The sequence below is a fragment of the Acidovorax sp. NCPPB 3576 genome (assembly GCF_028473605.1).
In the GTDB taxonomy this organism is placed as follows: domain Bacteria; phylum Pseudomonadota; class Gammaproteobacteria; order Burkholderiales; family Burkholderiaceae_C; genus Paracidovorax.
On record NZ_CP097267.1, the window covers coordinates 4,943,853 to 4,969,448 of the forward strand.

Genomic DNA, 25,596 nt, shown 5'->3' on the forward strand with positions numbered 1-25,596 from the left:
CTTCTCTGGACGCGTTCATGCCCCCTGGACCGGTTGGCTAGACTTGGGTTTTCGGCCATGGCGGCCATCAGACGTGCCGCGGGCTTCATCCAGCCAGCCAGCCCGCCCGCCCGCCCGCCCGCCCGCCCAGAAAGATTGAACGATCCACGACAGCCGCCACAGAACGTAGGTTCGGCCCATCTTGGCGCAAGATTCAGCATTCTTCTTCCCATCTTTTCACCATGCTTCAATACCACACGCGTCCGGTCACCGCATTTCAGCAGAACTGCTCCATCGTGTGGTGCGATGCCACCCAGCAGGCGACGTTGATCGACCCGGGGGGCGACCTGGACAAGCTGCTGGCCGATGTCGAAGAACGCGGCTTGAAACTCGAGCAGATCTGGCTGACCCATGCACACATCGATCACGCGGGCGGTGCCGGAGAGCTGTCCCGAACCCTCTCCCTACCCATCATCGGCCCCCACCCGGGGGATCAGTTCTGGATCGACGGTTTGCCCCAGCAAAGCGCAATGTTCGGTTTTCCGCCCGCAGAAGCGTTCACGCCCACACGATGGCTGGACGATGGCCACACGGTGCAGGTCGGAAACGAGACGCTGGCCGTCCGCCACTGCCCCGGCCACACGCCGGGCCATGTGGTGTTTCATGCACCGCAGATCAAGCGGGCGTTCGTGGGGGATGTGTTGTTTGCCGGCAGCATCGGCCGCACGGACTTTCCGCAGGGCAACCACCAACAACTCATCGACAGCATCGTTCAGCGTCTGTGGCCCATGGGTGACGAGACCATTTTCATTCCAGGGCATGGCCCCGAAAGCAGCTTTGGGCGAGAACGGGTGAGCAACCCTTATGTCGGAGGGACCTGATCGGTCTGGACGTTGATATGAGTTTTGGCGGGCTTGTGATCGGCTGGCCGTTTCGCTGGGCCTTGCAGCCACACGTCCCGTGCCGGGGACCAGACTCATATGGGCTTTGACGGTGAAGATGGCCGCACACAAGGTGATGGTGCCTGGCCCGCGACCGCTTTTCCATTGACCACAGTGCTCACGCCGCGCCATGCTTGAGAGGCCGAGGGGTTCCTGGCGCTGGATGAGCGAAGGGCTTAGCCGTTACGGTGCGCCTCATCGTGCAAGAAGGCGCTGCCCTGGTCCCGCGCCCGGCTGGCGCTGGCGTTCACGCTCACGCCGCCCGCTCCGATGCTCACGCCGATGCTGCCCGAGCTGCTGCTGCGGCTGTTCTTTTCGGCAAAGCGGTTCTCCGACGCTTCTAAAACGATGTTGCCCTTTTGCGCGATCAGGCCCACGTTCTTGCCCGCCTCGATGTCGCTGCCGCGCACGCGCAGGTCGCCATCGGTGGCGGGGATGTGCACGTTGCCGTCGGCCCGCACTGCCGAGCCGGCGGCGCTGTCCACCTGGTAGGCGCTGGTGCTGCTGCCCAGGCTGATGCTGACGCTGACGCTGGCTCCCGCCAGGGGGTCGCCGTTCAGCAGGGCTTGCCCCGCGTTGCCCAGGTCCTTGGCGTTGTTGTAGGCATTGAGCCCGATGGCCGCCACGCCCAGGGCCTGGGTGCGCGCATCGCTGGTGCGCCCGATGGCCCGGCCCACGCGCCCCGCGGTCATGCCGAAGTCGATCAGCGGGCTGCCCACGCTCACCGTGAGGCCGCTTTGCTTGGCCCGCGTCTCGAACAGGTCACGCTCCAGTTCCCGCGACTCGTGGATGTCCACCGTTTTGCCCACGATGCTCACGTCGCCCTTGGCCAGCACCGCCGAGCCCTCCTGCTCGTAGCGGTTGCTCGCCACCAGCGCCACGTTGCCTCCTTGGGCTTGCACGCTGGAGGCCGCCGCACGCTGGCTTTCGTTGCGGTGGTCGGTCGCCGTATCGGCAACAGACATATTAGCTACAAAATTTATAGCAATATGCCCTAGATCCAATTGCGCTGGAGGGCTTTTTAGCTCATGACTCCAAGATGGCGAGGCCATCTTGGTCAGCAGCGCAAGGCCCAATGCAAGACAAATGCGCTTTGACATGAAAGTGAGCCTCAGAGCGTTGCGCTTCAGGTTTGAACCCGCCCTTTTAAAATAATTATGAAATCGTTTGGCTACAGAGAACCAAATCGCTTCGCGGATGGGTACTTCTCAAAAAATGCAAAAGCAGCTTCTTTTACAACCTTCGCAAAATATCCATCTGGAGTATTTATTGAATTTATACATTCTCCATCTTTGCCTACATACAAGCAATCATGGTCAGCATGCTTTACCAAAAATAAATTACATCCATTATCAGCAATCGCATCACAATCCGCCCTATACTCCCAATTGGCCTCCAGTTTATTCATAAAGCTATATTTGTATAATTGCCTATACGCATAATTTGATTTTTTAGAAAATCTAAGATCCATATTTTGCCGCCGATGTGAGAATATGGAATCATTTAGATCGCGCAAGTTAGCCCAAACATCTACTGACAGTAATTTATCTCGAGGCACGATCGAGCCATTAATTATTATGTAAATCACACCCTCGTAAAACCTAGGCTGCTGCACGTCCCAATCCTTAACCAAATCCCACCCAACCGCAAAATCGTATGGATTACCAAAAATCATTTACTCCCCCTGTTTGAATAAATTGGCACCCGATCAGAAGTAGGCTGCCTAGCATTTTGCGGCGGAATGATGTTTCTATTTAACGGATTGTTTGTATCGCTCGTAGATCCAGACCAATGCCAATTTCCATTTCCATTTCCATTTCCATTTCCATTTCCATTTCCATTTCCATCATTGGAAAACCTATGGACATCACCATTCGAATCCGTCGTATATCGAACATTATCTGGATTTTTAAATGATGGCATTGAATCATTAAACAAATCCAACGAATTTCTAGGCTCTACGCCTTGATTTCGACCTGATCCCGGAGCACCTGGAGTATGCTTATCATTTGATCCATATGTCAAACCATTTCCAGCTACAACTGGATTAGGCACAGGGGTTATTGGAGAAGCAAAAACCAATCCAGGCCCTTGAGGCTCTGGAATCGGACTCTCGGTGTTATTGCTACCAGGCTTCGGATCAGCGATCTGATTCCCTCCAGTGTTATTCCCTCCACGCGGCCCTTCATTCGGCTTGGTCGTCGAGTTCCCACCGGGTATCGGATTCTCCGTCTGGTCCCCGCCCGTGTTGTTGGGTCCTTGCACCGGCGTCCCAGGCTTGCCCGGCGTACCACCAAAGACGTTCACGCCCATCACCGCCGCAGCGGCCATGCACGCCGGGGTGATTCGGCAGCCTCGCAGCACGGTTTCATCGACCGCTTCGCCCACACGCAGCAAATCCTGCACCGCAGAGATCAACTCAGGGCCGACATTCTTGGCGCAAGCAGGCATCGCAAAACAGGTGGCCAGCACCACCCCGCCGCCCTCCTTGATGAGCCGTACAGCAAACGCTGCCGTGTTGTTGGCAGCTTCATTGCCCCCAGCAGCCGCGCCGGAGCTTCCACCCACAGCCCCACCCACGCCCAAGCCATAGCCCTGCACCAGGGCTTGCACCATCGGCTCGGGCAGTCCCGAACCACGCAGTAGCGCCTGCGCCTGGGGTGCGGTCATGGAAGTGACTCCGGCGCCCACCGCGCCGCCCACGCCACCCGCGGCGCCACCAATCAGCGCATGGCCCACCGCACGGCAGGTGCCCGAGGGACCCCAGCATTCGGCGCCTTCCTCATCGCCGTTTTGCAGCGCTTGTGCGTATTGATGCGTGGCGTAGTTGCCCCAAGCCGTGCTGCCTTGCCGTCCGAACTCCCGCGTGATGGTGATCTGCGCATTCACCTCATCGCTCACCCGGTTCTTGTCGAAGATGGGTTTGATCCCCGTCTCTGTATCCCCCGTGCGGGCCTCGGTGTGGCCCGCAACACCCGAGATCCCCGCGCGGCTCGTGCTTTGCGCGTTGCCCTTGTCACTGCCCACGCCCGCTCCGCTGCTGCCCAGTTGGCTGCCCACGCCCACGGTCACTTCGAACCCGCTGGCGTTGTAGCTGGCCCGGTTATCGAGGTCGCTCATGGTGAGCGTGCCGCCGGTGCCGAACGTGTTCTTGCCGCCATCGATGGCCGCTTGCGTGCTGGTGATGGCCCCGCCCTTCAAGTCGGTGTTGCCCCGCGCGTTGACGTCGAAGCCGCCATTGCCGGCACGGATGCCGCTTTGCTCGCCCACGCTTTGGTAGTCGCTGTCGATCTGCGTGCGCCCCGCGGTGATGCTGCCGCCCACGCGACCCGCTCCCACAATGGGCACGCTGATCCCGAAGCCGCTGTTGCGGCTGGTCTCGTTGTACCGGCTGGTGTCCTGCAGGCTTTCGATGGCAAGGTTGCCGCCCACGTCGGCCCGCACGGCGTCGGCCACGAGGGTGGCCCCGCGCAGGGTGGTGTCGCCCGCGCTCTGCACGCTGGCCGTGCCGCCCGCGCGGACGTGCGTGTTGGTGTAGCTCACGCTCTCGCCGCTGCCCTGGCCCCTCGCCCGGCTGGCGCTGGCGTTCACGCTCACGCCCACCGCGCCAATGCTCACGCCGATGCTGCCCGAGCTGCTGCTGCGGCTGTTCTGTTCCGCAAAGCGGTTCTCCGACGCTTCTAAAACGATGTTGCCCTTTTGCGCGATCAGGCCCACGTTCTTGCCCGCCTCCACATCGCTGCCGCGCACGCGCAGGTCGCCATCGGTGGCGGTGATGTGCACGTTGCCGTCCGCCCGCACCACCGAGCCGGCGGCGCTGTCCACCTGGTAGGCGCTGGTGCTGCGGCTTTGGCTGCTGCCCAGGCTGATGTTGAAGCTGGCTCCCGCCAGGGGGTCGCCGTTCAGCAGGGCTTGCCCCGCGTTGCCCAGGTCCTTGGCGTTGTTGTAGGCATTGAGGCCGATGGCAGCCACCCCAAGGGCCTGGGTGCGCGCGCCGCCCTTGGCCAGCACTGCCGAGCCCTCCTGCTCGTAGCGGTTGCCCGCCACCAGCGCCACGTTGCCTCCCTGGCTTTGCACGCTGGAGGCCGCCGCCCGCTGGCTTTCGTTGCGGTGGTCGGTCGTCATAACGACCACAGCCACATTTGCTACTGAATTTATAGCAATATGCCCTAGATCCACTTGCACTGGAGGGCTTTTTTGCTCATACCCCTGGGCAAGCGGCAGCGCCCCCGCCAGCAGCACCGCCGCCCAAGCGCGCCGAAGGCCATTCATTGCAGAGGCACGATTGGCCACTGTTCAGGGACGCAGGGCTGTGCCTACAGCCCTGGCGGCCGAGGGCAACTCAAACTTTGAACGGGCACATCCTTGGGCAATTCAGGTACGGCCACGTCCGTCACGCGCATCGTGCAGGCCGCAGGTCCGGACCAGACGAAGTCCACCCGGTAAATGCCCGAGGGCTGGGCGACGAATTGCCGAGCGACCGGGCCGCACGAGCCTTTGCTGTACTTGTCCGACCAGTAGGAAAAGCCCTTGACCTGCACCGGCTTGCCCGCTGGTACTCGGGCCTGCCGCTCGGTGGGCACGCCGTTGAGCGCGTTGCTCAATGAGGCGACCCAGGGCAGCAGGGAGCTTTTGCCGTCGTCTCGAACGGAGCCCACGTATTCGAAGCCCTCGCAAGGCACTTCGCTGCTGCTCAGGGAATAGCCGACGGCCATGGGCATGTTTTTGGAATGGAGGTGGACGGTGGCATCGCCCGGTTGTTGGGCGTAGAGGCGTCGGGGTTCGGTGCCGCAGGCAACCAAAGCCATACTCATTAATACGACCGACAATAATTTCCCTATCATTTTACGAGCAGTACTACGGCAGATCATTTAGCAAACCTTTTTTTCTTGTTTTTTAGCGGGGTTTTCTCCAACTCTTTCAACCAATCAGGCTCATCTGATTTATATTCCTCGCAGAGCTCTGAATTTGCCAAGATACCAAGCCAACCGAGACTTCTATTAAAAAAATCAAGGTTTATTATTTCGTATTTTTTTTCATCTATTTTTTTTAGAGTTATTTTTCCAAAACAATAGTGCGTATAAACTCCTCCAGCACCCGCAGAGGATCTACGATCAATATCCCTTGAATTCCAATTTTCAACAAAACCAGAGGCTAACGGCAACGGATGTACGAATTCAATTTCAAATGAAACCCCACCTTTAACCTTGCATAAACATGGTATTCCCTCAAGAGCCAGCAATTGCTCAACAATCAAATTGTCAGGAAAAACAATATTAAGTATCATTACTTACTCCTAGGAATAACAACTTCACCTGAAAAATACTTCCCAAAAGACTCAATAGGGCTGAAATATTGCTTTCCCTTTCCAAGTGGGTCTCTAACAGCCACTACGGATTGACCCGTGCTTGTGGTAGTAACACCATCCACCACGACAAAGTGAGAAAACTTCATTTCTTTATCTTCTAAACGAACAACTACGGGCGTCCCAGTAGCAGTCAATCGGGCCAAGTCATCAATATTTCTATTTTCTACAGCGACGGCATTAACCCCGTTTGTTCGCATCAACTTAACAACATCATCTCTGGTTATCCCCTCCTGACTGGGCGGAGCCTTTTTCACCAAATCACCAACATCAACCGGCTTCCCCATAGTATCCAAGACCATTCCACAAGAATTATGGCCGCAGGTCACTGTTCCTTCGCCTTGGCCGTAAACAGCTCGATCTCCATTTCTTGGAAGAGCGTCAGCAAGAAGAGGATTACCTCCCGTTCCCTCTCCACCTAGATTTTTTCCTCCTTCCGCTCCGTTGGTCCGCGTCGGCTTGCGATCCTTGCCCAGCAGGGCCACGCCACTCATCAATACATCGGCAATTTCATTACCACTGCTGGACGCTTGAAGCTGCTTGTACGCATACCAATATTTGAGCTCATTGGTCTTGCTATACAAGCTGAGTAGATTGTCTTGCCCCAGCCCAGCCAATTGCCGGATGTTGTTGCCCGCTCCACTGATCTGATTGCTCAGTTCAGCTCTTCTACTAGGGTCGCTGGTGGCACCCAACTCCTGCTGCAGTTGGTTCTTATAGTCGTAGAGCCCCACCATTACGGTAGCCAAGTCCTGCTGAACCTGCAGCCCCTGGTCAGTCGTCATGGTCGCCATGCCGTCGCGGATGACCTCATTGCGCTGCGCCGAGAGGGCATCCAGTTCCCTCACCCGCTTGCAAGCCCCCTCATCATTCCCTTTCTGACAGGCGCTCTGCTTGTTGGCCCGCTCGCTCAGTTCCTGGTGGTTCAGGAAGTTGTTGAGCGTCGCGTTGGTCGAGGCCACTGCGCCGGCCCTGCCACCCACCGCAGCGCCGACGACCGTGCCAGCGACACCCACGATGACCTGGCGCGCTCCGTCATCCACTCCCAGTTCACGAAGCGTGCTGTCCAGTTGCGCCACAGCCACTTGGCTCATACCCGCTCCCACGGCGCCTGCCAGGCCCCCTCCTGCCGCGCCGACCAGTGCGTGCATGGCGACACGGCCTGCCCCACCTTCCTTCCAATTGTCGATTTCTGCCTGGTCGCCACTGTTCATGGCCTCTTGCAGCTTGCGGTCGGCATAGTCACCGACCGCTTTGCTGGCGCGCGCGCCGAACTCCGCCGTGATGGTGATCTGTGCGTTGACTTCGTCGCGCACGCGGCCTTTGTCGAAGATGGGTTTGATGCCGGTTTCCGCGTCGCCCGTGCGCGCTTCGGTGTTGCCGCTCACGCCCGAGATGCCCGAGCGGGTGGTGCTGCCCGCACTGCCCTTATCGCTGCCCACCCCCGCGCTGCCGCCGGGCTTGCCCTTGTCGTTGGCTGCCGCGTTGCGGTCTTCGGGCGTTTGGGCGCTGCCCTGGTCGCCCATCTGGAAGCCCACGCTGCCGCTCACGTTGTACCCGCTGGCGCTGTAGGCCGCGTGGTTTTCGATATCGCTCTGGGTCAGCGTGCCGCCGGTGGTGAACGTGTTCTTGCCCCCGTCGATGGCCGCTTGCGTGCTGGTGATGGCCCCGCCCTTCAAGTCGGTGTTGCCCTTCACGTTGACGTCGAAGCCGCCGTTGCCCGCACGGATGCCGCTTTGCTCGACGACGCTTTGGTAGTCGCTGTCGATGCGGGTGCGGCCCACGCTGCCACCGACGCTGGAGGCGCTATAGCACAGCGGGGGCAGGCAGACGCTGACGTTCAGGCCACCGCTGCGGTTGGCTTCGTTGTAGCGGCTGACGTCCTGCAGGCTTTCGATGGTGAGGTTGCCGCCCACGTCGGCCCGCACGGCATCGGCCACGATGGTGGCTCCGCGCAGCGTGGTGTCGCCCGCGCTTTGCACGCTGGCCGTGCCGTTTGCGCGGATGTGCGTATTGGTGTAGCTCACGCTCTCGCCGCTGCCCTGGCCCCGGCTTTGGCTGACACCGGCATTGAAGCTGACGCCGCTTTGCGCACCGACGTTGATGCCGATGCCCACGCTGGCGGAACTGCTGGAGTTGCTGTTTTGTTCGGCAAAGCGGTTTTGTGATGCCTCCAAAACGACGTTGCCTTTTTCGGCAACCAAACCCACGTCCTTGCCGGCTTCGATGTCGCTGCCGCGTACGCGCAGGTCGCCCTGCGTCGCGGTGATGCGCACGTTGCCGTCGGCTTTGATCTGCGAGCCTGCGGCGCTGTCCACCTGGTAGGCGTTGGTGCTGCGGCTTTGGCTGCTGCCCACGCTGATGTTGAAGCCGACGCTGCCGGCCTTGCCGGGGTCTTTGAGGAGTTCGCTGACTTGGCCGTAGGTTTCGCTGGCGGCCATGCCGGCGGCGGCCAGGCCCAGGGCCTGCATGCGGGTGTCGCTGGTCTTGCCCATGGCGCCCGCGATGCGCGTGACGGTCTGCGCGCCCTGCACGGCACTCACCACGGGGTTGCTGATGGTCAGCGTGAGGCCGCTTTGCTTGGCCCGCGTCTCGAACAGGTCGCGCTCCAGTTCCCGCGACTCGTGGATGTCCACCGTTTTGCCAACGATGCTCACGTCGCCCTTGGCCAGCACCGCCGAGCCCTCTTGCTCGTAGCGGTTGCCCGCCACCATGGCCACGTTGCCTCCCTGGCTTTGCACGCTGGAGGCAGCCGCACGCTGGCTTTCGTTGTGGTGGTCGGTCGCCGTACCGGCAACAGACACAGTAGCTACAACTTTTGTAGCAATATGCCCTACATCCAATTGCGCTGGAGGGCTTTTTGGCTCATGACCCCGAGACGGGGATGCCATCACCGTCAGCAGCGCAAAACCCAATGCAAGACAAATGCGCTTTGACATAAGAGTGAGCTTCAGGACGTTGCGCAGCAGGTTTGGATCAGACCTCGATTAATTTTTTAAAGAGTGCCCTTAAGAAAATCCGCCACCTAAATTCATCAAAAAAATTAAATTATCAAAAGCCCTGCGTGATTTTCTCAATTTTATTTTTATCATTTGCACTGAATAAGAAAACAAATTCTCGCAGATCGTCATATCTTCCAGCCCACTGCGCAGACACATCAATCAATAATTTCAAATAGATTTTTAGATCATCTTCGCCCAAATTTGGCAACGCCTCGTGAAAGAAAATAATTTTCCTCGGCTTAATCCATGATAGATCACATAAGCAGTCATACAAAGCATCCCAATTAAATCCAAAATAACCGGGCAGCCATAAGGAATGGTAAAAGAAAACCAGTAAATCTTGCGCACTACATATTGACGGATTAACGAAGACATAGAAATTTTCCTGCGCGTTAGCCGGAGAACCTTCGTCGAAATATTTCAAATTCATGCTATTACTTATTTATTCTAATAAAAGTTCCATAGTGATCGGGCGTGTAATAAATTTCACCGCCTCCACCGACCACAATTCTCTGAGGCCCAGGCCCTTGAATACCAGGCGTGGGCTGGACATATTCAATGTAGTATCCACCTGGCTTTGGAGGCAATCTGCCTTCTCTATTTTTAAACTCGGAACCGTCATTTGGATGCGGATTTGATCCGTTTGAAGCTATTCTGTCTAACGTAGGCCCGAGATCAACAGTCCCTTCATAAATTTGACCCGTTCTTCTGTCAACAACTCGCACGCCATTAATAAAACGTGAGGAGTCTGTAGAGTTACTAAAAACCAGATTGGGAACTTGACCTTCGGGAATAGGGGTAACAGTTATATTCCCTCCAGGCGCCAAATCAACGATCTGATTCCCACCCGTGTCGTTCCCTCCACGCGGCCCCTCATTCGGCTTGGTCGTTGAGTTCCCCCCCGGCGTCGGATTCTCAGTCTGGTTACCCCCGGTATTGTTGGGGCCCAGTGGGCTCGCAATCGGCTTGCCCTGGACACGATCCCCCAGATAGTCCGCCACCGCAATGGCGTAAGCACCATCGTCGCTGATCGCGGGGTTTTCTTGTCTTGCCAGGTTCGCCAACCGCGTCAGTTCTAGACCCGTGGCGCCCGTCAATGCCAGGCATGCCACCGTTCTTAAGCACAGGGCCACTCCGCCCAGCCCCAGCCGTCTGACGACCGTGCCCAGACCGTTGTTGGCGACCTCGTTGTTGCCCGTGGCGGCCCCATCCACGCCCCCTACTGCCGCACCGATCGCCGTGCCCGCAGCCATCAAGATGCCTTCCCTGATGGGTTGCGGAATCTCCGGGTTGTTCAGCATTTCCGCCAGTTGCGGGGTCGCCGCCGCGCTGCCGGCTGCGCCTGCGGCACCACCGACACTGCCGCTGGTGAGCAGGCCGATGCCCGCGTGCATCAGCACTCGGCTGCTGCCGCCCTCTTTCCAGTCGTTTTCGATCTGCTGCGCTTGCGTGAGCAAGGATTGCCGCTTGTCCGGGTCTTCTTCCAACGCGGCGATATTGCGCAGCCCACGGGCTTTGTCCAGCTGGTCTTGCGCGTATTGCGCTCCTGCACGGGTGGCTTGCCGTCCGAACTCCCGCGTGATGGTGATCTGCGCATTGACCTCATCGCTCACCCGGTTCTTGTCGAAGATGGGTTTGATCCCCGTCTCTGTATCCCCCGTGCGGGCCTCGGTGTGGCCCGCAACACCCGAGATCCCCGCGCGGCTCGTGCTTTGCGCATTGCCCTTGTCGCTGCCCACGCCCGCGCCGCTGCTGCCCAGCTGGCTGCCCACGCCCACCGTGACTTCGAACCCGCTGGCGTTGTAGCTGGCCCGGTTATCCAGGTCGCTCATGGTCAGCGTGCCGCCGGTGGTGAACGCGTTCTTGCCCCCGTCGATGGCCGCCTGCGTGCTGGTGATGGCCCCGCCCTTCAAGTCGGTGTTGCCCTTCACGTTGACGTCGAAGCCGCCATTGCCGGCACGGATGCCGCTTTGCTCGCCCACGCTTTGGTAGTCGCTGTCGATCTGCGTGCGCCCCGCGGTGATGCTGCCGCCCACGCGCCCCGCGCCCACAATGGGCACGCTGATCCCGAAGCCGCTGCTTCGGCCCGTCTCGTTGTACCGGCTGGTGTCCTGCAGGCTTTCGATGGCCAGGTTGCCGCCCACGTCGGCCCGCACGGCGTCGGCCACGAGGGTGGCCCCGCGCAGCGTGGTGTCGCCCGCGCTTTGCACGCTGGCCGTGCCGCCGGCCTGGATGTGCGTGTTGGTGTAGCTCACGCTCTCGCCGCTGCCCTGGCCCCGCGCCCGGCTGGCGCTGGCGTTCACGCTCACGTTCCCCGCTCCGATGCTCACGCCGATGCTGCCCGAGCTGCTGCTGCGGCTGTTCTGTTCGGCAAAGCGGTTCTCGGCTGCTTCCAGAACGATGTTGCCCTTTTGCGCGATCAGGCCCGCGTTCTTGCCCGCCTCCACGTCACTGCCCCGCACGCGCAGGTCGCCATCGGTGGCGGTGATGTGCACGTTGCCGTCCGCCCGCACCACCGAGCCGGCGGCGCTGTCCACCTGGTAGGCGCTGGTGCTGCGGCTTTGGCTGCTGCCCAGGCTGATGTTGAAGCTGGCTCCCGCCAGGGGGTCGCCGTTCAGCAGGGCTTGCCCCGCGTTGCCCAGGTCCTTGGCGTTGTTGTAGGCATTGAGCCCGATGGCCGCCACGCCCAGGGCCTGGGTGCGCGCATCGCTGGTGCGCCCGATGGCCCGGCCTACGCGCCCCGCAGTCATGCCGAAGTCGATCAGCGGGCTGCCCACGCTCAACGTGAGGCCGCTTTGCTTGGCCCGCGTCTCGAACAGGTCGCGCTCCAGCTCCCGCGACTCGTGGATGTCCACCGTTTTGCCCACAATGCTCACGTCGCCCTTGGCCAGCACCGCCGAGCCTTCCTGCTCGTAGCGGTTGCCCGCCACCATGGCCACGTTGCCCCCTTGGCTTTGCACGCTGGAGGCAGAGGCTCGCTGGCTTTCGTTGCGGTGGTCGGTGGTGGTGCTTTGCTTGCCCAGCGTGATGCCGAAGCCGCCTCCGCTGAACAGGCCCGATTTCTTGGTCTCGGTGTGCGTCATGGCCGAGGCGGTGTCGGTGCCCGCCCGGATGGCGATGTCCCGCCCCGCGATCAGGCCCACATCGGCCTGGCCCACCAGGTGCGAGCCTTGCACCCCGATGTCCCGCCCGGCCTGCACGTAGATGGCGTTGCCGGTGACGACGCTGCCTTCGCTTAAACGACTGGCGCCTTCCTGCACGGTGAGGGTGCTCTTTTTGCTGAGGAACCCGCTTTTCTTGCTATAGGTTTCCTCGTAGCGCCCGTGCTCGGTCTGCAGGTCCTGCACCTGCACGTCCCGGCTGGCGATCAGGCTCACGTCGCCCTTGGCGGTGACGGTGGCTCCGCGCAGGGTGATGTCGCCTTGGACCGCTTGGGCTTTGCCGTTGGCAACGATGCTCAGATTGCGGCCGGCGCTGATCTCCCCGCCCGAGAGCGTTTCCTGGCGCTGGATGAGCGCGTGGTCGTAGCCGTTGCGGTGTTCTTCCTCGTGCGAGAAGGCGCTGTCCTTGACGGCCTCCACCCGCACGTTCGCGCCCTGGATCAGCACGTCCTGCTGCGCCTTGATCTGCGCGCCCAGGGCCACGACGTCGCCGCTCGCGCGCACGGTGGTGCTGCCTTCTCCCCCGTCGATGACGGTGCCGGTGTGCACGGTGCTCGATTGGCGCGTGCGGCTCTCGCCGGTCTGCACGCGCGTTTCCTCGCGTGTTTCCATGTCGCCGTTGTAGGTGACGAAGGTCTCGTACTTTGCGCTGCGCTCGTCGCTGCTGGTGGTCTTGGCCGTCGTGCCCAGGCGGATGTCGCCGCCTGCGTACAGGCCCGCACCGGTCTTGCCGGAGACCCGGCTGGCATCCAGCACAATGCTCCCGCCCGCATCCAGCACGATCTTGCCAGCGTCGCTGGTGAACTGGCCGTCGGTGGCCGCAATGCTGCCATCGGCCTGCAGGGTGCCGCCGTTGTGCGCCACGATGGTGCCCCGGCTGTTGGCGATGTCGCCCTGGATGCTGGTCAGCAGGCTGCCCGCTTCGATGCGGCCTTGTTCATTGTTCAAGCCACCGCCGGACAGCCGCATCACGCCGCCGGCCTGAATGCCGGCGCCGAAGTTGTCGATGCCCCCGGCGGCCGCGATGATGAGGTTGTTGGTGACGTCGAACTGGCCCCGGTTGACGAACTGCCCGCTCAGGTTCAGGGCCAGGTCGTTGGCGCTGATGCCGCCCGGCACGATGTGCAGCTGGCTCCAGTCGGGCAGCGCGACGCTGGCGCCCCCGCCCAGCAGCGCACCGATGCCGCCTTGCGGCGTGCTCACGTCCACCCGCGGCAAGGCCAGCGGCTTGGTGTTGACGAACTCAGGTGACACCTCGCCCGGCACGCCAGGCCCGCCCGTGCCGGCGGTGACGTTGCCCGCGCCCGCGCCGCTCACCCCGCTGCCCCCTCCGACCGGGCCGGGGAGCGTGTCGGGCCGCTGCACCCCGACGAAGGTGGGGCCCTTGACGTTGCCCTGTACGGTCTGGCCCTCGGGCGCCTGGGCGATGGCGGTGGTCTGCACCTGCCGGTCGCGGGCCTGCTGCACCAGGGGCAGTCCGGTGGCCGGATCGATCCCCGGCTGGTGCACGATGGTGCCGCCGTTGATGGTGATGGCATCGCCCACGATGGTGCCGGTGTTCGGCCCGGTGAGGGTGATGGTGGCCGCGCCGCTGCCGGTGTTCAGCCGCGCGATGGCACGGGAGTCACCCTCGACCTGCACGGTCTTGCCGTCCGCGTCCTTGCCTTCCCAGATCACTTTCTGGTCGATGAACCGCTGCTCGATGGTGCCGCCGCCCACGGTGGCGTCCGAGGCTTCGTTGATGAGCGTGCCGTTGAAGCCGCCCCCGATATAAAGCTGCGCCCGGTTCGCCACGTTGCTGTAGCTCACCACCTGCGCGTCCGTGAGGCCGGCGGGCGCGGTGGGGATCTCGTAGGTGCCGTCGAAGACGTTGGGCATGCCGCCGGCCTGCACCTGGCCGGTGGCCTGGTTGTGGATGGCGCCGCTGGCGCTGCCGGCAATGGCCACGCTGCCTTGGTTGAGCAGCGTGCCGCCCCAGCGCACTTGCGCTGCGCCGACGCTCCAGCTCTCGCCCACGCCGACCTGGATGCCGTTCACCTGCAGATCGAGCTTGCCCAGCGCGATGAGCGCGTTGCTCGCGGCGGCATAGCTGCCCGGCGTGGTCAGCCTGGCGTCGGCCAGGCTGCCGACCACGCCGCTGTTGGCGTAGCTGTTCGCGCCGATGTCGAGCAAACTGCCTGCGATGACCACGCCGCTGGCGGCATTGCTGAACCCGCCCGCCGTCTGGATGTCGATCTTGCCCGCAGGTCCGCCCTGGCTGTACAGGGTGGTCGATGTGTCAACGGCAGCATTCGCTATCAAATAAATAGCAATATGCCTTAGTGCTAATTGCGCTGGAGGGTTTTTTGGCTCATTGCTCCGAGACGGGGATGCCATCACCGTCAGCAGCGCAAAACCCAATGCAAGACAAATGCGCTTTGACATGAGCGTGAGCTTCAGGGCGTTGCGCTTCAGGTTTGAATTCGCCCAGTATCTGATTTTAATATTTTCGCTATTCTGTGATTTATTTTCTGATTAGCCCAAGGAAGCTCAGAGGATCGAACCAAAATATCTCTGATATTTTCACTAATACCCTCGCTCATCCAATCTAGAGATTTCGATGGCCAATAGTCGGAGACAGATGACTCAAGTGCACAGCGCAATAACAAATCCTCTGGGAAGGTTGGAAAAGAATTCAATCCTGTACAGATCGCCCATACCTCTTCCAAGTGTGCAGACACAACCCTCCTATCCAACTCCAAAAGAGGTAGAAAGCCCATAATATTCTTAACGGAAGCAACTTCAATTTGACCTTTTATATCAACCACCCAACAATCAGAATTTAGCACTCCTATTTTTAGAGCACCTATTTTAAAAATCCATATTGGCAACTCACAATGTTTTGAAAGAAGAAATTCGACTTTCATTTTGCACCCCAAACCTGGTGATTCACAGGAACTCCAAGGCGACCTGAGAGCCAAGTTTGGAATTTTTCCAAAATTTCTGGCGTCCAATTTTGCCCATAATGCCCACTGTTTTCAGTCGTTAATATCGAGCCATCAGGCTTTCGGCTAAAAGTGCCTCCTACTACCGAGGATTCATCTGCACCGATTGATCTAGCCAATTGCTGGTGAGGAGACCCCTCAAACAAGCCAGGCTTTGGCTTACCGACAGCAAATGTATTGGTTAACGGATCGAAAACAAACTCTATCCCATCCCTGCCACTTGGCTTGTAATTTCTTAAGGCTCCCACAGAAGTGAAGTCATTAACCGCAATCACTCCAGGAGCAGGACCTGATCCAGGAAATGCACGAGTCGCTGCTGCAGGAGCTTTGATATCAGTCACTGCATTTTTTATTGCCTTATAAGCAACTGATCCGGCAGGCAAAACGGCAGCCAAACCATCAAGGAATCTCTCAATTTTAGAGAGATCGCGTCCTGTAAGGCTTTCTCCAGTTATAGATTGATATAAAGCGATAGGAGAGCCGTAAAACGGAATAAGCATCGCCACTGTCTCTCCCAACTGAACCGCTTGCTCAGTTGTTAACTGACTGCTTTGCGAGATGTGCGTGAGATTACCTGCAGTTTCAATGCGCTGCATCTGCTGATCGATATATTGCAAGTCCGCCAGTGTGCAATCGGCCCCGCACGCATTCATCATCCGCGCGTTCTCGCGGTTCACCGTGTTGCGTACTTCCCGAAACGGGCTGTGCGTGAGGTAGTTGTGCGCTGTCGTGTCCAGCGCAGCCGCAGCACCGCCAGCCCCTCCTGCGATCGCGCCTGCTGCCATGCCCGCCAGTTGGGTCAACCCTTGTCTTACGGAGTCCGGCAGGTTCAGGCTGGCAATTTCCTCACCAATGAGTGGAACCCCCGCTGCGCTGGCCGCTGCACCCGCAGCGCCACCCACTCCGCCGTTCAGGCCACCCAGCATGGCGTGCATAGCTACACGGTTTGCGCCGCCTTCGTCCCATTGACGCGCTTCTTCTTCGTTGCCTTCACGCCTGAGTTGCGCCGCTCTTTCGTCGGAGTAGGTGGAAACCGCTCGCGCGCCCTGCCGCCCGAACTCCCTGGTGATGGTGATCTGCGCATTGACCTCATCGCTCACCCGGTTCTTGTCGAAGATGGGTTTGATCCCCGTCTCTGTATCCCCCGTGCGGGCCTCGGCGTTGCCCGCCACCCCCGAGATCCCCGCGCGGCTCGTGCTTTGCGCATTGCCCTTGTCGCTGCCCACGCCCGCGCCGCTGCTGCCCAGCTGGCTGCCCACGCCCACCGTGACTTCGAACCCGCTGGCGTTGTAGCTGGCCCGGTTATCCAGGTCGCTCATGGTCAGCGTGCCGCCGGTGGTGAACGCGTTCTTGCCCCCGTCGATGGCCGCCTGCGTGCTGGTGATGGCCCCGCCCTTCAAGTCGGTGTTGCCCTTCACGTTGACGTCGAAGCCGCCATTGCCGGCACGGATGCCGCTTTGCTCGCCCACGCTTTGGTAGTCGCTGTCGATCTGCGTGCGCCCCGCGGTGATGCTGCCGCCCACGCGCCCCGCGCCCACAATGGGCACGCTGATCCCGAAGCCGCTGCTTCGGCCCGTCTCGTTGTACCGGCTGGTGTCCTGCAGGCTTTCGATGGCCAGGTTGCCGCCCACGTCGGCCCGCACGGCGTCGGCCACGAGGGTGGCCCCGCGCAGCGTGGTGTCGCCCGCGCTTTGCACGCTGGCCGTGCCGCCGGCCTGGATGTGCGTGTTGGTGTAGCTCACGCTCTCGCCGCTGCCCTGGCCCCGCGCCCGGCTGGCGCTGGCGTTCACGCTCACGTTCCCCGCTCCGATGCTCACGCCGATGCTGCCCGAGCTGCTGCTGCGGCTGTTCTGTTCGGCAAAGCGGTTCTCGGCTGCTTCCAGAACGATGTTGCCCTTTTGCGCGATCAGGCCCGCGTTCTTGCCCGCCTCCACGTCACTGCCCCGCACGCGCAGGTCGCCATCGGTGGCGGTGATGTGCACGTTGCCGTCCGCCCGCACCACCGAGCCGGCGGCGCTGTCCACCTGGTAGGCGCTGGTGCTGCGGCTTTGGCTGCTGCCCAGGCTGATGTTGAAGCTGGCTCCCGCCAGGGGGTCGCCGTTCAGCAGGGCTTGCCCCGCGTTGCCCAGGTCCTTGGCGTTGTTGTAGGCATTGAGCCCGATGGCCGCCACGCCCAGGGCCTGGGTGCGCGCATCGCTGGTGCGCCCGATGGCCCGGCCTACGCGCCCCGCAGTCATGCCGAAGTCGATCAGCGGGCTGCCCACGCTCAACGTGAGGCCGCTTTGCTTGGCCCGCGTCTCGAACAGGTCGCGCTCCAGCTCCCGCGACTCGTGGATGTCCACCGTTTTGCCCACAATGCTCACGTCGCCCTTGGCCAGCACCGCCGAGCCTTCCTGCTCGTAGCGGTTGCCCGCCACCATGGCCACGTTGCCCCCTTGGCTTTGCACGCTGGAGGCAGAGGCTCGCTGGCTTTCGTTGCGGTGGTCGGTGGTGGTGCTTTGCTTGCCCAGCGTGATGCCGAAGCCGCCTCCGCTGAACAGGCCCGATTTCTTGGTCTCGGTGTGCGTCATGGCCGAGGCGGTGTCGGTGCCCGCCCGGATGGCGATGTCCCGCCCCGCGATCAGGCCCACATCGGCCTGGCCCACCAGGTGCGAGCCTTGCACCCCGATGTCCCGCCCGGCCTGCACGTAGATGGCGTTGCCGGTGACGACGCTGCCTTCGCTTAAACGACTGGCGCCTTCCTGCACGGTGAGGGTGCTCTTTTTGCTGAGGAACCCGCTTTTCTTGCTATAGGTTTCCTCGTAGCGCCCGTGCTCGGTCTGCAGGTCCTGCACCTGCACGTCCCGGCTGGCGATCAGGCTCACGTCGCCCTTGGCGGTGACGGTGGCTCCGCGCAGGGTGATGTCGCCTTGGACCGCTTGGGCTTTGCCGTTGGCAACGATGCTCAGATTGCGGCCGGCGCTGATCTCCCCGCCCGAGAGCGTTTCCTGGCGCTGGATGAGCGCGTGGTCGTAGCCGTTGCGGTGTTCTTCCTCGTGCGAGAAGGCGCTGTCCTTGACGGCCTCCACCCGCACGTTCGCGCCCTGGATCAGCACGTCCTGCTGCGCCTTGATCTGCGCGCCCAGGGCCACGACGTCGCCGCTCGCGCGCACGGTGGTGCTGCCTTCTCCCCCGTCGATGACGGTGCCGGTGTGCACGGTGCTCGATTGGCGCGTGCGGCTCTCGCCGGTCTGCACGCGCGTTTCCTCGCGTGTTTCCATGTCGCCGTTGTAGGTGACGAAGGTCTCGTACTTTGCGCTGCGCTCGTCGCTGCTGGTGGTCTTGGCCGTCGTGCCCAGGCGGATGTCGCCGCCTGCGTACAGGCCCGCACCGGTCTTGCCGGAGACCCGGCTGGCATCCAGCACAATGCTCCCGCCCGCATCCAGCACGATCTTGCCAGCGTCGCTGGTGAACTGGCCGTCGGTGGCCGCAATGCTGCCATCGGCCTGCAGGGTGCCGCCGTTGTGCGCCACGATGGTGCCCCGGCTGTTGGCGATGTCGCCCTGGATGCTGGTCAGCAGGCTGCCCGCTTCGATGCGGCCTTGTTCATTGTTCAAGCCACCGCCGGACAGCCGCATCACGCCGCCGGCCTGAATGCCGGCGCCGAAGTTGTCGATGCCCCCGGCGGCCGCGATGATGAGGTTGTTGGTGACGTCGAACTGGCCCCGGTTGACGAACTGCCCGCTCAGGTTCAGGGCCAGGTCGTTGGCGCTGATGCCGCCCGGCACGATGTGCAGCTGGCTCCAGTCGGGCAGCGCGACGCTGGCGCCCCCGCCCAGCAGCGCACCGATGCCGCCTTGCGGCGTGCTCACGTCCACCCGCGGCAAGGCCAGCGGCTTGGTGTTGACGAACTCAGGTGACACCTCGCCCGGCACGCCAGGCCCGCCCGTGCCGGCGGTGACGTTGCCCGCGCCCGCGCCGCTCACCCCGCTGCCCCCTCCGACCGGGCCGGGGAGCGTGTCGGGCCGCTGCACCCCGACGAAGGTGGGGCCCTTGACGTTGCCCTGTACGGTCTGGCCCTCGGGCGCCTGGGCGATGGCGGTGGTCTGCACCTGCCGGTCGCGGGCCTGCTGCACCAGGGGCAGTCCGGTGGCCGGATCGATCCCCGGCTGGTGCACGATGGTGCCGCCGTTGATGGTGATGGCATCGCCCACGATGGTGCCGGTGTTCGGCCCGGTGAGGGTGATGGTGGCCGCGCCGCTGCCGGTGTTCAGCCGCGCGATGGCACGGGAGTCACCCTCGACCTGCACGGTCTTGCCGTCCGCGTCCTTGCCTTCCCAGATCACTTTCTGGTCGATGAACCGCTGCTCGATGGTGCCGCCGCCCACGGTGGCGTCCGAGGCTTCGTTGATGAGCGTGCCGTTGAAGCCGCCCCCGATATAAAGCTGCGCCCGGTTCGCCACGTTGCTGTAGCTCACCACCTGCGCGTCCGTGAGGCCGGCGGGCGCGGTGGGGATCTCGTAGGTGCCGTCGAAGACGTTGGGCATGCCGCCGGCCTGCACCTGGCCGGTGGCCTGGTTGTGGATGGCGCCGCTGGCGCTGCCGGCAATGGCCACGCTGCCTTGGTTGAGCAGCGTGCCGCCCCAGCGCACTTGCGCTGCGCCGACGCTCCAGCTCTCGCCCACGCCGACCTGGATGCCGTTCACCTGCAGATCGAGCTTGCCCAGCGCGATGAGCGCGTTGCTCGCGGCGGCATAGCTGCCCGGCGTGGTCAGCCTGGCGTCGGCCAGGCTGCCGACCACGCCGCTGTTGGCGTAGCTGTTCGCGCCGATGTCGAGCAAACTGCCTGCGATGACCACGCCGCTGGCGGCATTGCTGAACCCGCCCGCCGTCTGGATGTCGATCTTGCCCGCAGGTCCGCCCTGGCCGTACAGGGTGCCGGCGTTGGAGAAGGACGCGCCGGTGACGGTGATGTTGCGGCCCAGCACCTGGCTGCCAGCACCGCCGGTCACGCCTGCGGTGGCCTTGAGCGTGACGTCGCCCACCGCTGCCAGGGTGCCGTTGTTGTCGATGCCACCGGAGGCGGCCGTCACGGCCAGGTCGCCGCTGCTGGCAATGAGCTGGCCCTGGTTGGTCACGCTGGCGGCGTCGATGGTGAGCCGGCTGCCGCTGACTTGCCCCGAAACGCCCTGCGCTGGCGCGGTGTTGGCGAATGCGCCGCTGCTGCGGATGGTGACGGCGCCGTTGGCGTTCAACTGGCCGCCGCTGTTCTGCACGGACGCGCCGGACACGGTGAGGCTGCCCCCCGCTGAGATGATGCCGGTGCTGGCCCCGCCACCGGACACGCCAGCGGAGGTCAACGGGTCGTTGGCGCTGCGCTCGTTGCTCAGGCTGCCGGTGATTTCCACATCCCCGCCCGAACTCACGACCCCCTTGTTGCTCATGTTGGCGACCTGGATGGTGAGCTTGGCACCCGCGTCCACGGTGCCCGGGTTTTGCACGTAGCGCCAATCGGCGGCGGGCCCATTGGGCGCGCATCCGCCCGCGATGACGCAGGTGCGGCTCTCGGCCAGGCCGTTGTCGAAGCTGCCGCCCGAGATGGCCAGGAGGCCATCGGCATGGATGCGCCCGCCATTGCTCATGCTGGTGCCGCTGAGCAGGACGGAGCCGCCGTTCAGGGTGCCGGTGTTCGCCACCGAACCGCCGCTCGCGGAGAGCGTGCCCACGGCGCTGACGCTGCCGCCGTTGTCCAGCCCGCCCGAAATGTCCACGGCCGTGCCGGAGATGCCGCCGGAATTGGAGGTGTTGCCCAACGAGACCGCCGAGCCGGAAACCTGCCCGCCATTGACCAGTGCGCCCATGGCGACGGTCGTGGCAGCGATCTGCCCGAAATTGGTGGCCGGACCCGAGACATCCAGGCGCCCCTGCGCGAGGATGTCGCCGCCGTTGCTCAAAGCGGCGTTGACACCTATTGCCTCGGCCACGATGCGGCCCGAATTGGCCAGCGTGCCGCCGCTGTAGGTGATGTTGCTGCCCGCCTGCAAGGTGCCGGCCGTGCCCAGGCCTGCCGCGGCCTGCACGTCGATGCCCTGAGCGGCGCTCCATGAGCCCTGGGCGCCGAGCGTCATGCCCGCCGAAGACTGCAGGGTGAGCTGGCCGGCCGTGACGATGCCCCCGGCCACGGCGCGGTTGCTGTCGATGCTGCGGGCGCGGATGGCAATGTTGCCCTGCGACTGCATGAGGCCGTCGTTGACAAGGTCGCCCGTGGTGTCGATGGAAACCGGCTGGGCGAACGTCATCTGCCCCTGGTTGTGGATGCGCCCCGCATCGGCGCGCAATTGCGCCTGGCCCAGCCATTGGCTGTTGCCCGCAAACACGAGGTTCTGCGCCGCGTGCAGGTCGGCATTGCCGGCCACCTCCACCGTGCGGCCGAAGCCGATGCTGCCCGCCTGGCTTTGCGCGGTGAGGGCCGCCTGTGCCACCAGCGGGCCGGCGATGGAGATGTCGCCCTGCGCCTGCAGCGCCAGCGGCGCGCCGGCCTGCACGGAGCCGCCGAACTGGATCGCGCCGGCGGCGCTCGCCACGTCGCCGCGTGCGAACTGGGCATCGCCCGCAACGCGCACGCCCTGCTGCCCGGTCAGGCGCAGGTCGCCCAGCGTCGCCAGCGGGCCGCCGATATCGATCGTCCCGGCGTTCGCCTGCAGCGCGATGCCTTGGTTGACGCGCAGTTCCTGCGCGACGGCGATGCCCTGGCCCGCCACCGCGTCCAGCTGGCCAGCCACGCGGGCGGTGCCGCCGTAGGCCTGGCCGCCGCCGCTCTGGATGCGGGCATCCTGCAGCACGAGCGTGTCGCCCTGGATGGCGACCTGCCCGCCCGCCTGGGCAGCCAGGTTCTCACCGAACGAAGCGGCGCCGCCGACGCGAATGTCGCGCCCGGCCACCAGAGTGGCGGCCCCCTGCACGGTGATGGACTGATCGATGCGGTGGTCGCCGCCAACGGCAGCGTCGTACCGGCCGCCTGCCTGCAGGCTGCGCAGGTGCAGATCGCCGCCGGCTTGCAAGGACGTGGCCCCATGGCCCGTGCCGCCCGCGCTGCCCGGGGCACCGCTGCCCGGTACGCCGCTACTGGAAGGACCTGCAGCCGCACCACCCGTGACGTCGGTGGCGGTGATGTTCCTACCGGCCGAGAGCATCAAGGCGCCCGAGGCAGCGATGTTGCCGCCAACGCCGATGTCGGCCCGGGCCGAGGTGGCGGCAATGCTGCCGGCGATGAAATCGCCGTCGATGCGCAGATCGTCCTGCGTCTGCACCACGGCGTTCCCCGCGGCCTGGACGGACTGCAGTCGGGCGCTGGGCGCCGCCACCCGAAGGTCGCCGCCAGCGCGCAGGTTCTGGGCCTGCAGTTCGGTAGCGGTCTGGATCGCCAGGCCCGCCCCGGCCGTGAGGTTGCCGGTGACGGCGATCTTCTGGGCGCTGTCGAGTTCGAGCGACCCGCCCGACGCGACGCTCCCCCGCACGTCGATGCCGCCGCCCGAGGCGATGCGCACATCGCCATTGGCGATCACGTCCGCCAGGCTCGACACGCCGCCCGCCGCGGCATCGAGCCGGACGGAGCCCTGCGCCTGCACCCCGCGGGCCAGGGACACGCCGAATCCCGAGATCTGCACGCCGCCACCCGATTGCACGTCGCCCTTGAACACTGCCTGTCCCTGCGCCGCCACCGAAAGATTGCGCCCCGAAATCAAGGCACCGCTCAGCATGACGTCACCCTGGCGCGAGGCAATTTCGACATCGCCCCGCGCGCTGGCCTGCTGCAGATCGACGCTGCCCCCGCTGCGGATGACAATGTCTTCGTTGGCCTGCACGGAATGCGCCGAGACGCCGCCCGCGCCCGCATTGAGCTGCACGCGCCCTCCCGAGCGGACATCTCCGCCCAGCTGAAGGCGGTCCCGGGCGGTGATGCCCACCAGACCCCCGACGACATCGCCGCCGATCGCCACGTTGCCCGCTTCGATGCTGACGCCGCCGCCCGCGAGCCCCCCGCGCGCAGTGAAGTCTCCGCCAGCCGACCACTGCTGCCCGGCGCCGGATACGGAGGAGCCCGACAGGCGAATGTCGCCGCCGGCCGTGGCGCCGATCCCGCCGGCGGCCATGATGTCCGACGCTGCAGAGATGCCCTGCGCTGCCGTGATGTGGGCGTTGCCCCCCACGTTGACCGCCGATCCGAAGGCCACGCCGGCGCCCGCGCGCAGGCTGAGGTTGCCTCCGATGTTGACGGAATCGCCGAAGCCGATGTCGCCCCCGCTCGTGAGGGCGGCGCTGCCGCCGACGTTCACGGCGCCCTGGGCGCTCAGAGGCCCGCGCACGTTCAGGTTGAGGTTGCCGCTGACGTTCAGGCCGCTGCCAGGCTGGCCCAGTTGCACGTCACCCCCCGTCACGTTCATCGCGCCGGCATCGACGTCGCCGCGCAGGCCGATGTGGGCCGCGTCCATGTTCAGCGCCTGGCCCACGCGGGTGGCGCCCCCCATCTCGATGGAGCGCCCGCCCGCCACCGTCAGGTTGCGGCTGACGGTCGTCTGGCCAGACGCGTTCACGCTGTCCGCGGCAATGGTGGCGCTTTCGTTCACTTGCAGTCGTCCGGCCAGCGTGGCGGAGTCACGCGCCCGCAGGTCGAGCTGGTTGCCCACGAGCGTGGTGCCGTACAGGCCTGCGGAGCGTTCGCCCTCGATCGCCAGGTCCCGCGCCACCGAAAGGCGGCCGTCCTGCCGGACGTCCCGACCTTTGAGCGTGGCGGCACCCACCACGTCAATGACGCTCTGCGTGCTGCCCAGCACCAACTGGCCGCCGGCACGGGCATCCAGGTTGCCACCCACCAGCAGCTTCTCGGTCACGGCCACATCGCCCGCGCTGCTTTGCAGTTGCACGTTGCCCTGCACGCGCACGGGGCCATCGAACTGGGCCCCTGCCGCCCCGTTGGCCTGCAATTGGCCGTGGGCCGTGACCTCGCCTGCCACGGTGATCCGGCCCGAGCTGTCCAGCTGGATGTTGCGCGCTGCGGAGACGCCCGCGGCCTGCAGGCTGCCCGCGCTGCGCACGGTGACATCTTCCTGATAGGCCAGCACCGCGCCGCGCAGGTTCACGCCCATGCCTTCATCGGTGGAGATCACCCGGATCTGCCCTGCGGTCATGGCGCCCAATGCGGTCGCATCGATGGCGATGCCGCGCTGACCCAGCGGCGTGGCGGAGACAGGAAACGCGCTCTTGTTGCCGTCCGCGTCGGTCTGGCGTCCCGCCGTGAGCTGGATGCTGGAGACGCTGCGGTTGAGGTAATGGGCCCGCAGAGGGCCGTCGATGAAGAGCGTCTCGCCGATCAGGTCGAGCTGGCCGACGGTGCCTTCGATGCCCGTGCCCAGCACGTCGATCCGCCCCCCGCCGACGGAAAAGCGTGGCTGCGTGGCTTGGCCGAACGCGCTCGGCGCGCCGGTGGTGTCGCGCCACTGCACAGAGCCCGTGCTGAGCGTGAAGTGCGGCGTGTTGACGACACCGCATCCGTCGCAGGTGATTCCGTTCGGGTTGGCGATGATGACGCTGGCCGGATTGCCGAACACCTCCACCGTGCCGCCGATGCGCCCCGCCGGGCCGGCGACGGTCACTTCGTTGACGATGGTGTTGGCCGTGCGGCCGCTGGAGAGATTCGGATTGGCAGCGGCCTGGCCGCCCAGAAGGGGCGTGCCGCCCACCAGACTGTTGTTGAGGACGACGCCTGACGAGGGCACGTCGAAGCGCTGGAACTGGTTCAGCGAAATGCCTGCCGCATTGGGGCTGGTGATGTTCACCAGCGCCGCGCCGCCCTGCAGCATCTGTACGCCCGGCTGGAAGGCCAGCGGCGCACGCGGATCGGCAATCGGGACTGCGTTGAATGCCCCTGGTGGCGGCACCTGGGCCTGGGCGGGCGCAATACCGATCGCCCATGCCCCGCCCGGCCCACCCACCGGACTACCCACCTGCAATTGCAAGGCGGTGAAGAGCGCCAGCACACCGCGTGCGGTGTGGCGCGCCCAGCGGGGAGCGCGGTACGGCGTGGGGGCCGATGCTTCGCGCCGACCGGCATCCGCTGCCTTTTGCTTGGTGTGGTTGTTGTTGTTCATCAGTTACCGCCCGTCCTGCCTGTGCTGCCTGTGCTGC

General features: G+C 63.7%; 11 protein-coding genes. 1 reads left to right on the forward strand and 10 read right to left on the reverse strand.

What is annotated here, in order from left to right; all coding sequences use genetic code 11:
* Window positions 1–221: 221 nt before the first annotated feature.
* Window positions 222–860 (forward strand): MBL fold metallo-hydrolase, encoded by a 639-nt coding sequence (locus tag M5C98_RS22600; RefSeq protein ID WP_272549732.1) that lies wholly within the window; start codon window positions 222–224, stop codon window positions 858–860.
* Window positions 861–1,096: 236 nt separating this feature from the next.
* On the opposite strand, the gene M5C98_RS22605 is transcribed toward M5C98_RS22600, so the two are convergent.
* From M5C98_RS22605 to M5C98_RS22650, 10 genes are all read right to left on the reverse strand, one after another.
* Window positions 1,097–1,885 carry a hemagglutinin repeat-containing protein gene (locus tag M5C98_RS22605; protein ID WP_272549734.1) on the reverse strand — a complete coding sequence of 263 codons (789 nt, stop codon included), beginning with the start codon at window positions 1,883–1,885 and terminating at the stop codon, window positions 1,097–1,099.
* A gap of 206 nt (window positions 1,886–2,091) precedes the next feature.
* Window positions 2,092–2,595, reverse strand: a complete 504-nt coding sequence (locus tag M5C98_RS22610) for an Imm42 family immunity protein (RefSeq protein WP_272549735.1) — start codon at window positions 2,593–2,595, stop codon at window positions 2,092–2,094.
* A complete protein-coding gene (locus M5C98_RS22615; RefSeq protein ID WP_272549736.1) occupies window positions 2,592–5,045 on the reverse strand; it encodes a hemagglutinin repeat-containing protein in 2,454 nt (817 codons plus the stop codon). Before M5C98_RS22615 ends, M5C98_RS22610 begins: the two co-directional genes overlap by 4 nt.
* A 191-nt stretch (window positions 5,046–5,236) precedes the next feature.
* A complete protein-coding gene (locus M5C98_RS22620) occupies window positions 5,237–5,641 on the reverse strand; it encodes a hypothetical protein (RefSeq protein ID WP_272549738.1) in 405 nt (134 codons plus the stop codon).
* A gap of 146 nt (window positions 5,642–5,787) precedes the next feature.
* Window positions 5,788–6,207 (reverse strand): hypothetical protein, encoded by a 420-nt coding sequence (locus tag M5C98_RS22625; protein ID WP_272549739.1) that lies wholly within the window; start codon window positions 6,205–6,207, stop codon window positions 5,788–5,790.
* Window positions 6,207–9,224, reverse strand: coding sequence for a hemagglutinin repeat-containing protein (locus M5C98_RS22630; RefSeq protein ID WP_272549740.1), 3,018 nt, complete (start codon window positions 9,222–9,224; stop codon window positions 6,207–6,209). Before M5C98_RS22630 ends, M5C98_RS22625 begins: the two co-directional genes overlap by 1 nt.
* A gap of 112 nt (window positions 9,225–9,336) precedes the next feature.
* Window positions 9,337–9,717, reverse strand: coding sequence for a barstar family protein (locus M5C98_RS22635; RefSeq protein ID WP_272549741.1), 381 nt, complete (start codon window positions 9,715–9,717; stop codon window positions 9,337–9,339).
* A gap of 4 nt (window positions 9,718–9,721) precedes the next feature.
* Window positions 9,722–14,749 (reverse strand): hemagglutinin repeat-containing protein, encoded by a 5,028-nt coding sequence (locus M5C98_RS22640; RefSeq protein WP_272549742.1) that lies wholly within the window; start codon window positions 14,747–14,749, stop codon window positions 9,722–9,724.
* Window positions 14,750–14,898: 149 nt separating this feature from the next.
* Window positions 14,899–15,354, reverse strand: coding sequence for a hypothetical protein (locus tag M5C98_RS22645; protein ID WP_272549743.1), 456 nt, complete (start codon window positions 15,352–15,354; stop codon window positions 14,899–14,901).
* Window positions 15,351–25,559, reverse strand: coding sequence for a hemagglutinin repeat-containing protein (locus tag M5C98_RS22650; protein WP_272549744.1), 10,209 nt, complete (start codon window positions 25,557–25,559; stop codon window positions 15,351–15,353). Before M5C98_RS22650 ends, M5C98_RS22645 begins: the two co-directional genes overlap by 4 nt.
* Window positions 25,560–25,596: the final 37 nt, after the last annotated feature.

Bases quoted from the DNA above. Each gene is read 5' to 3' on its own strand.
- M5C98_RS22625 (WP_272549739.1), bottom strand. From the start codon at position 6,207: ATGATACTTAATATTGTTTTTCCTGACAATTTGATTGTTGAGCAATTG.
- M5C98_RS22610 (WP_272549735.1), bottom strand. From the start codon at position 2,595: ATGATTTTTGGTAATCCATACGATTTTGCGGTTGGGTGGGATTTGGTT.
- M5C98_RS22650 (WP_272549744.1), bottom strand. From the start codon at position 25,559: ATGAACAACAACAACCACACCAAGCAAAAGGCAGCGGATGCCGGTCGG.
- M5C98_RS22605 (WP_272549734.1), bottom strand. From the start codon at position 1,885: ATGTCTGTTGCCGATACGGCGACCGACCACCGCAACGAAAGCCAGCGT.
- M5C98_RS22635 (WP_272549741.1), bottom strand. From the start codon at position 9,717: ATGAATTTGAAATATTTCGACGAAGGTTCTCCGGCTAACGCGCAGGAA.
- M5C98_RS22630 (WP_272549740.1), bottom strand. From the start codon at position 9,224: ATGTCAAAGCGCATTTGTCTTGCATTGGGTTTTGCGCTGCTGACGGTG.
- M5C98_RS22620 (WP_272549738.1), bottom strand. From the start codon at position 5,641: ATGCCCATGGCCGTCGGCTATTCCCTGAGCAGCAGCGAAGTGCCTTGC.
- M5C98_RS22645 (WP_272549743.1), bottom strand. From the start codon at position 15,354: ATGAAAGTCGAATTTCTTCTTTCAAAACATTGTGAGTTGCCAATATGG.
- M5C98_RS22615 (WP_272549736.1), bottom strand. From the start codon at position 5,045: ATGACGACCGACCACCGCAACGAAAGCCAGCGGGCGGCGGCCTCCAGC.
- M5C98_RS22600 (WP_272549732.1), top strand. From the start codon at position 222: ATGCTTCAATACCACACGCGTCCGGTCACCGCATTTCAGCAGAACTGC.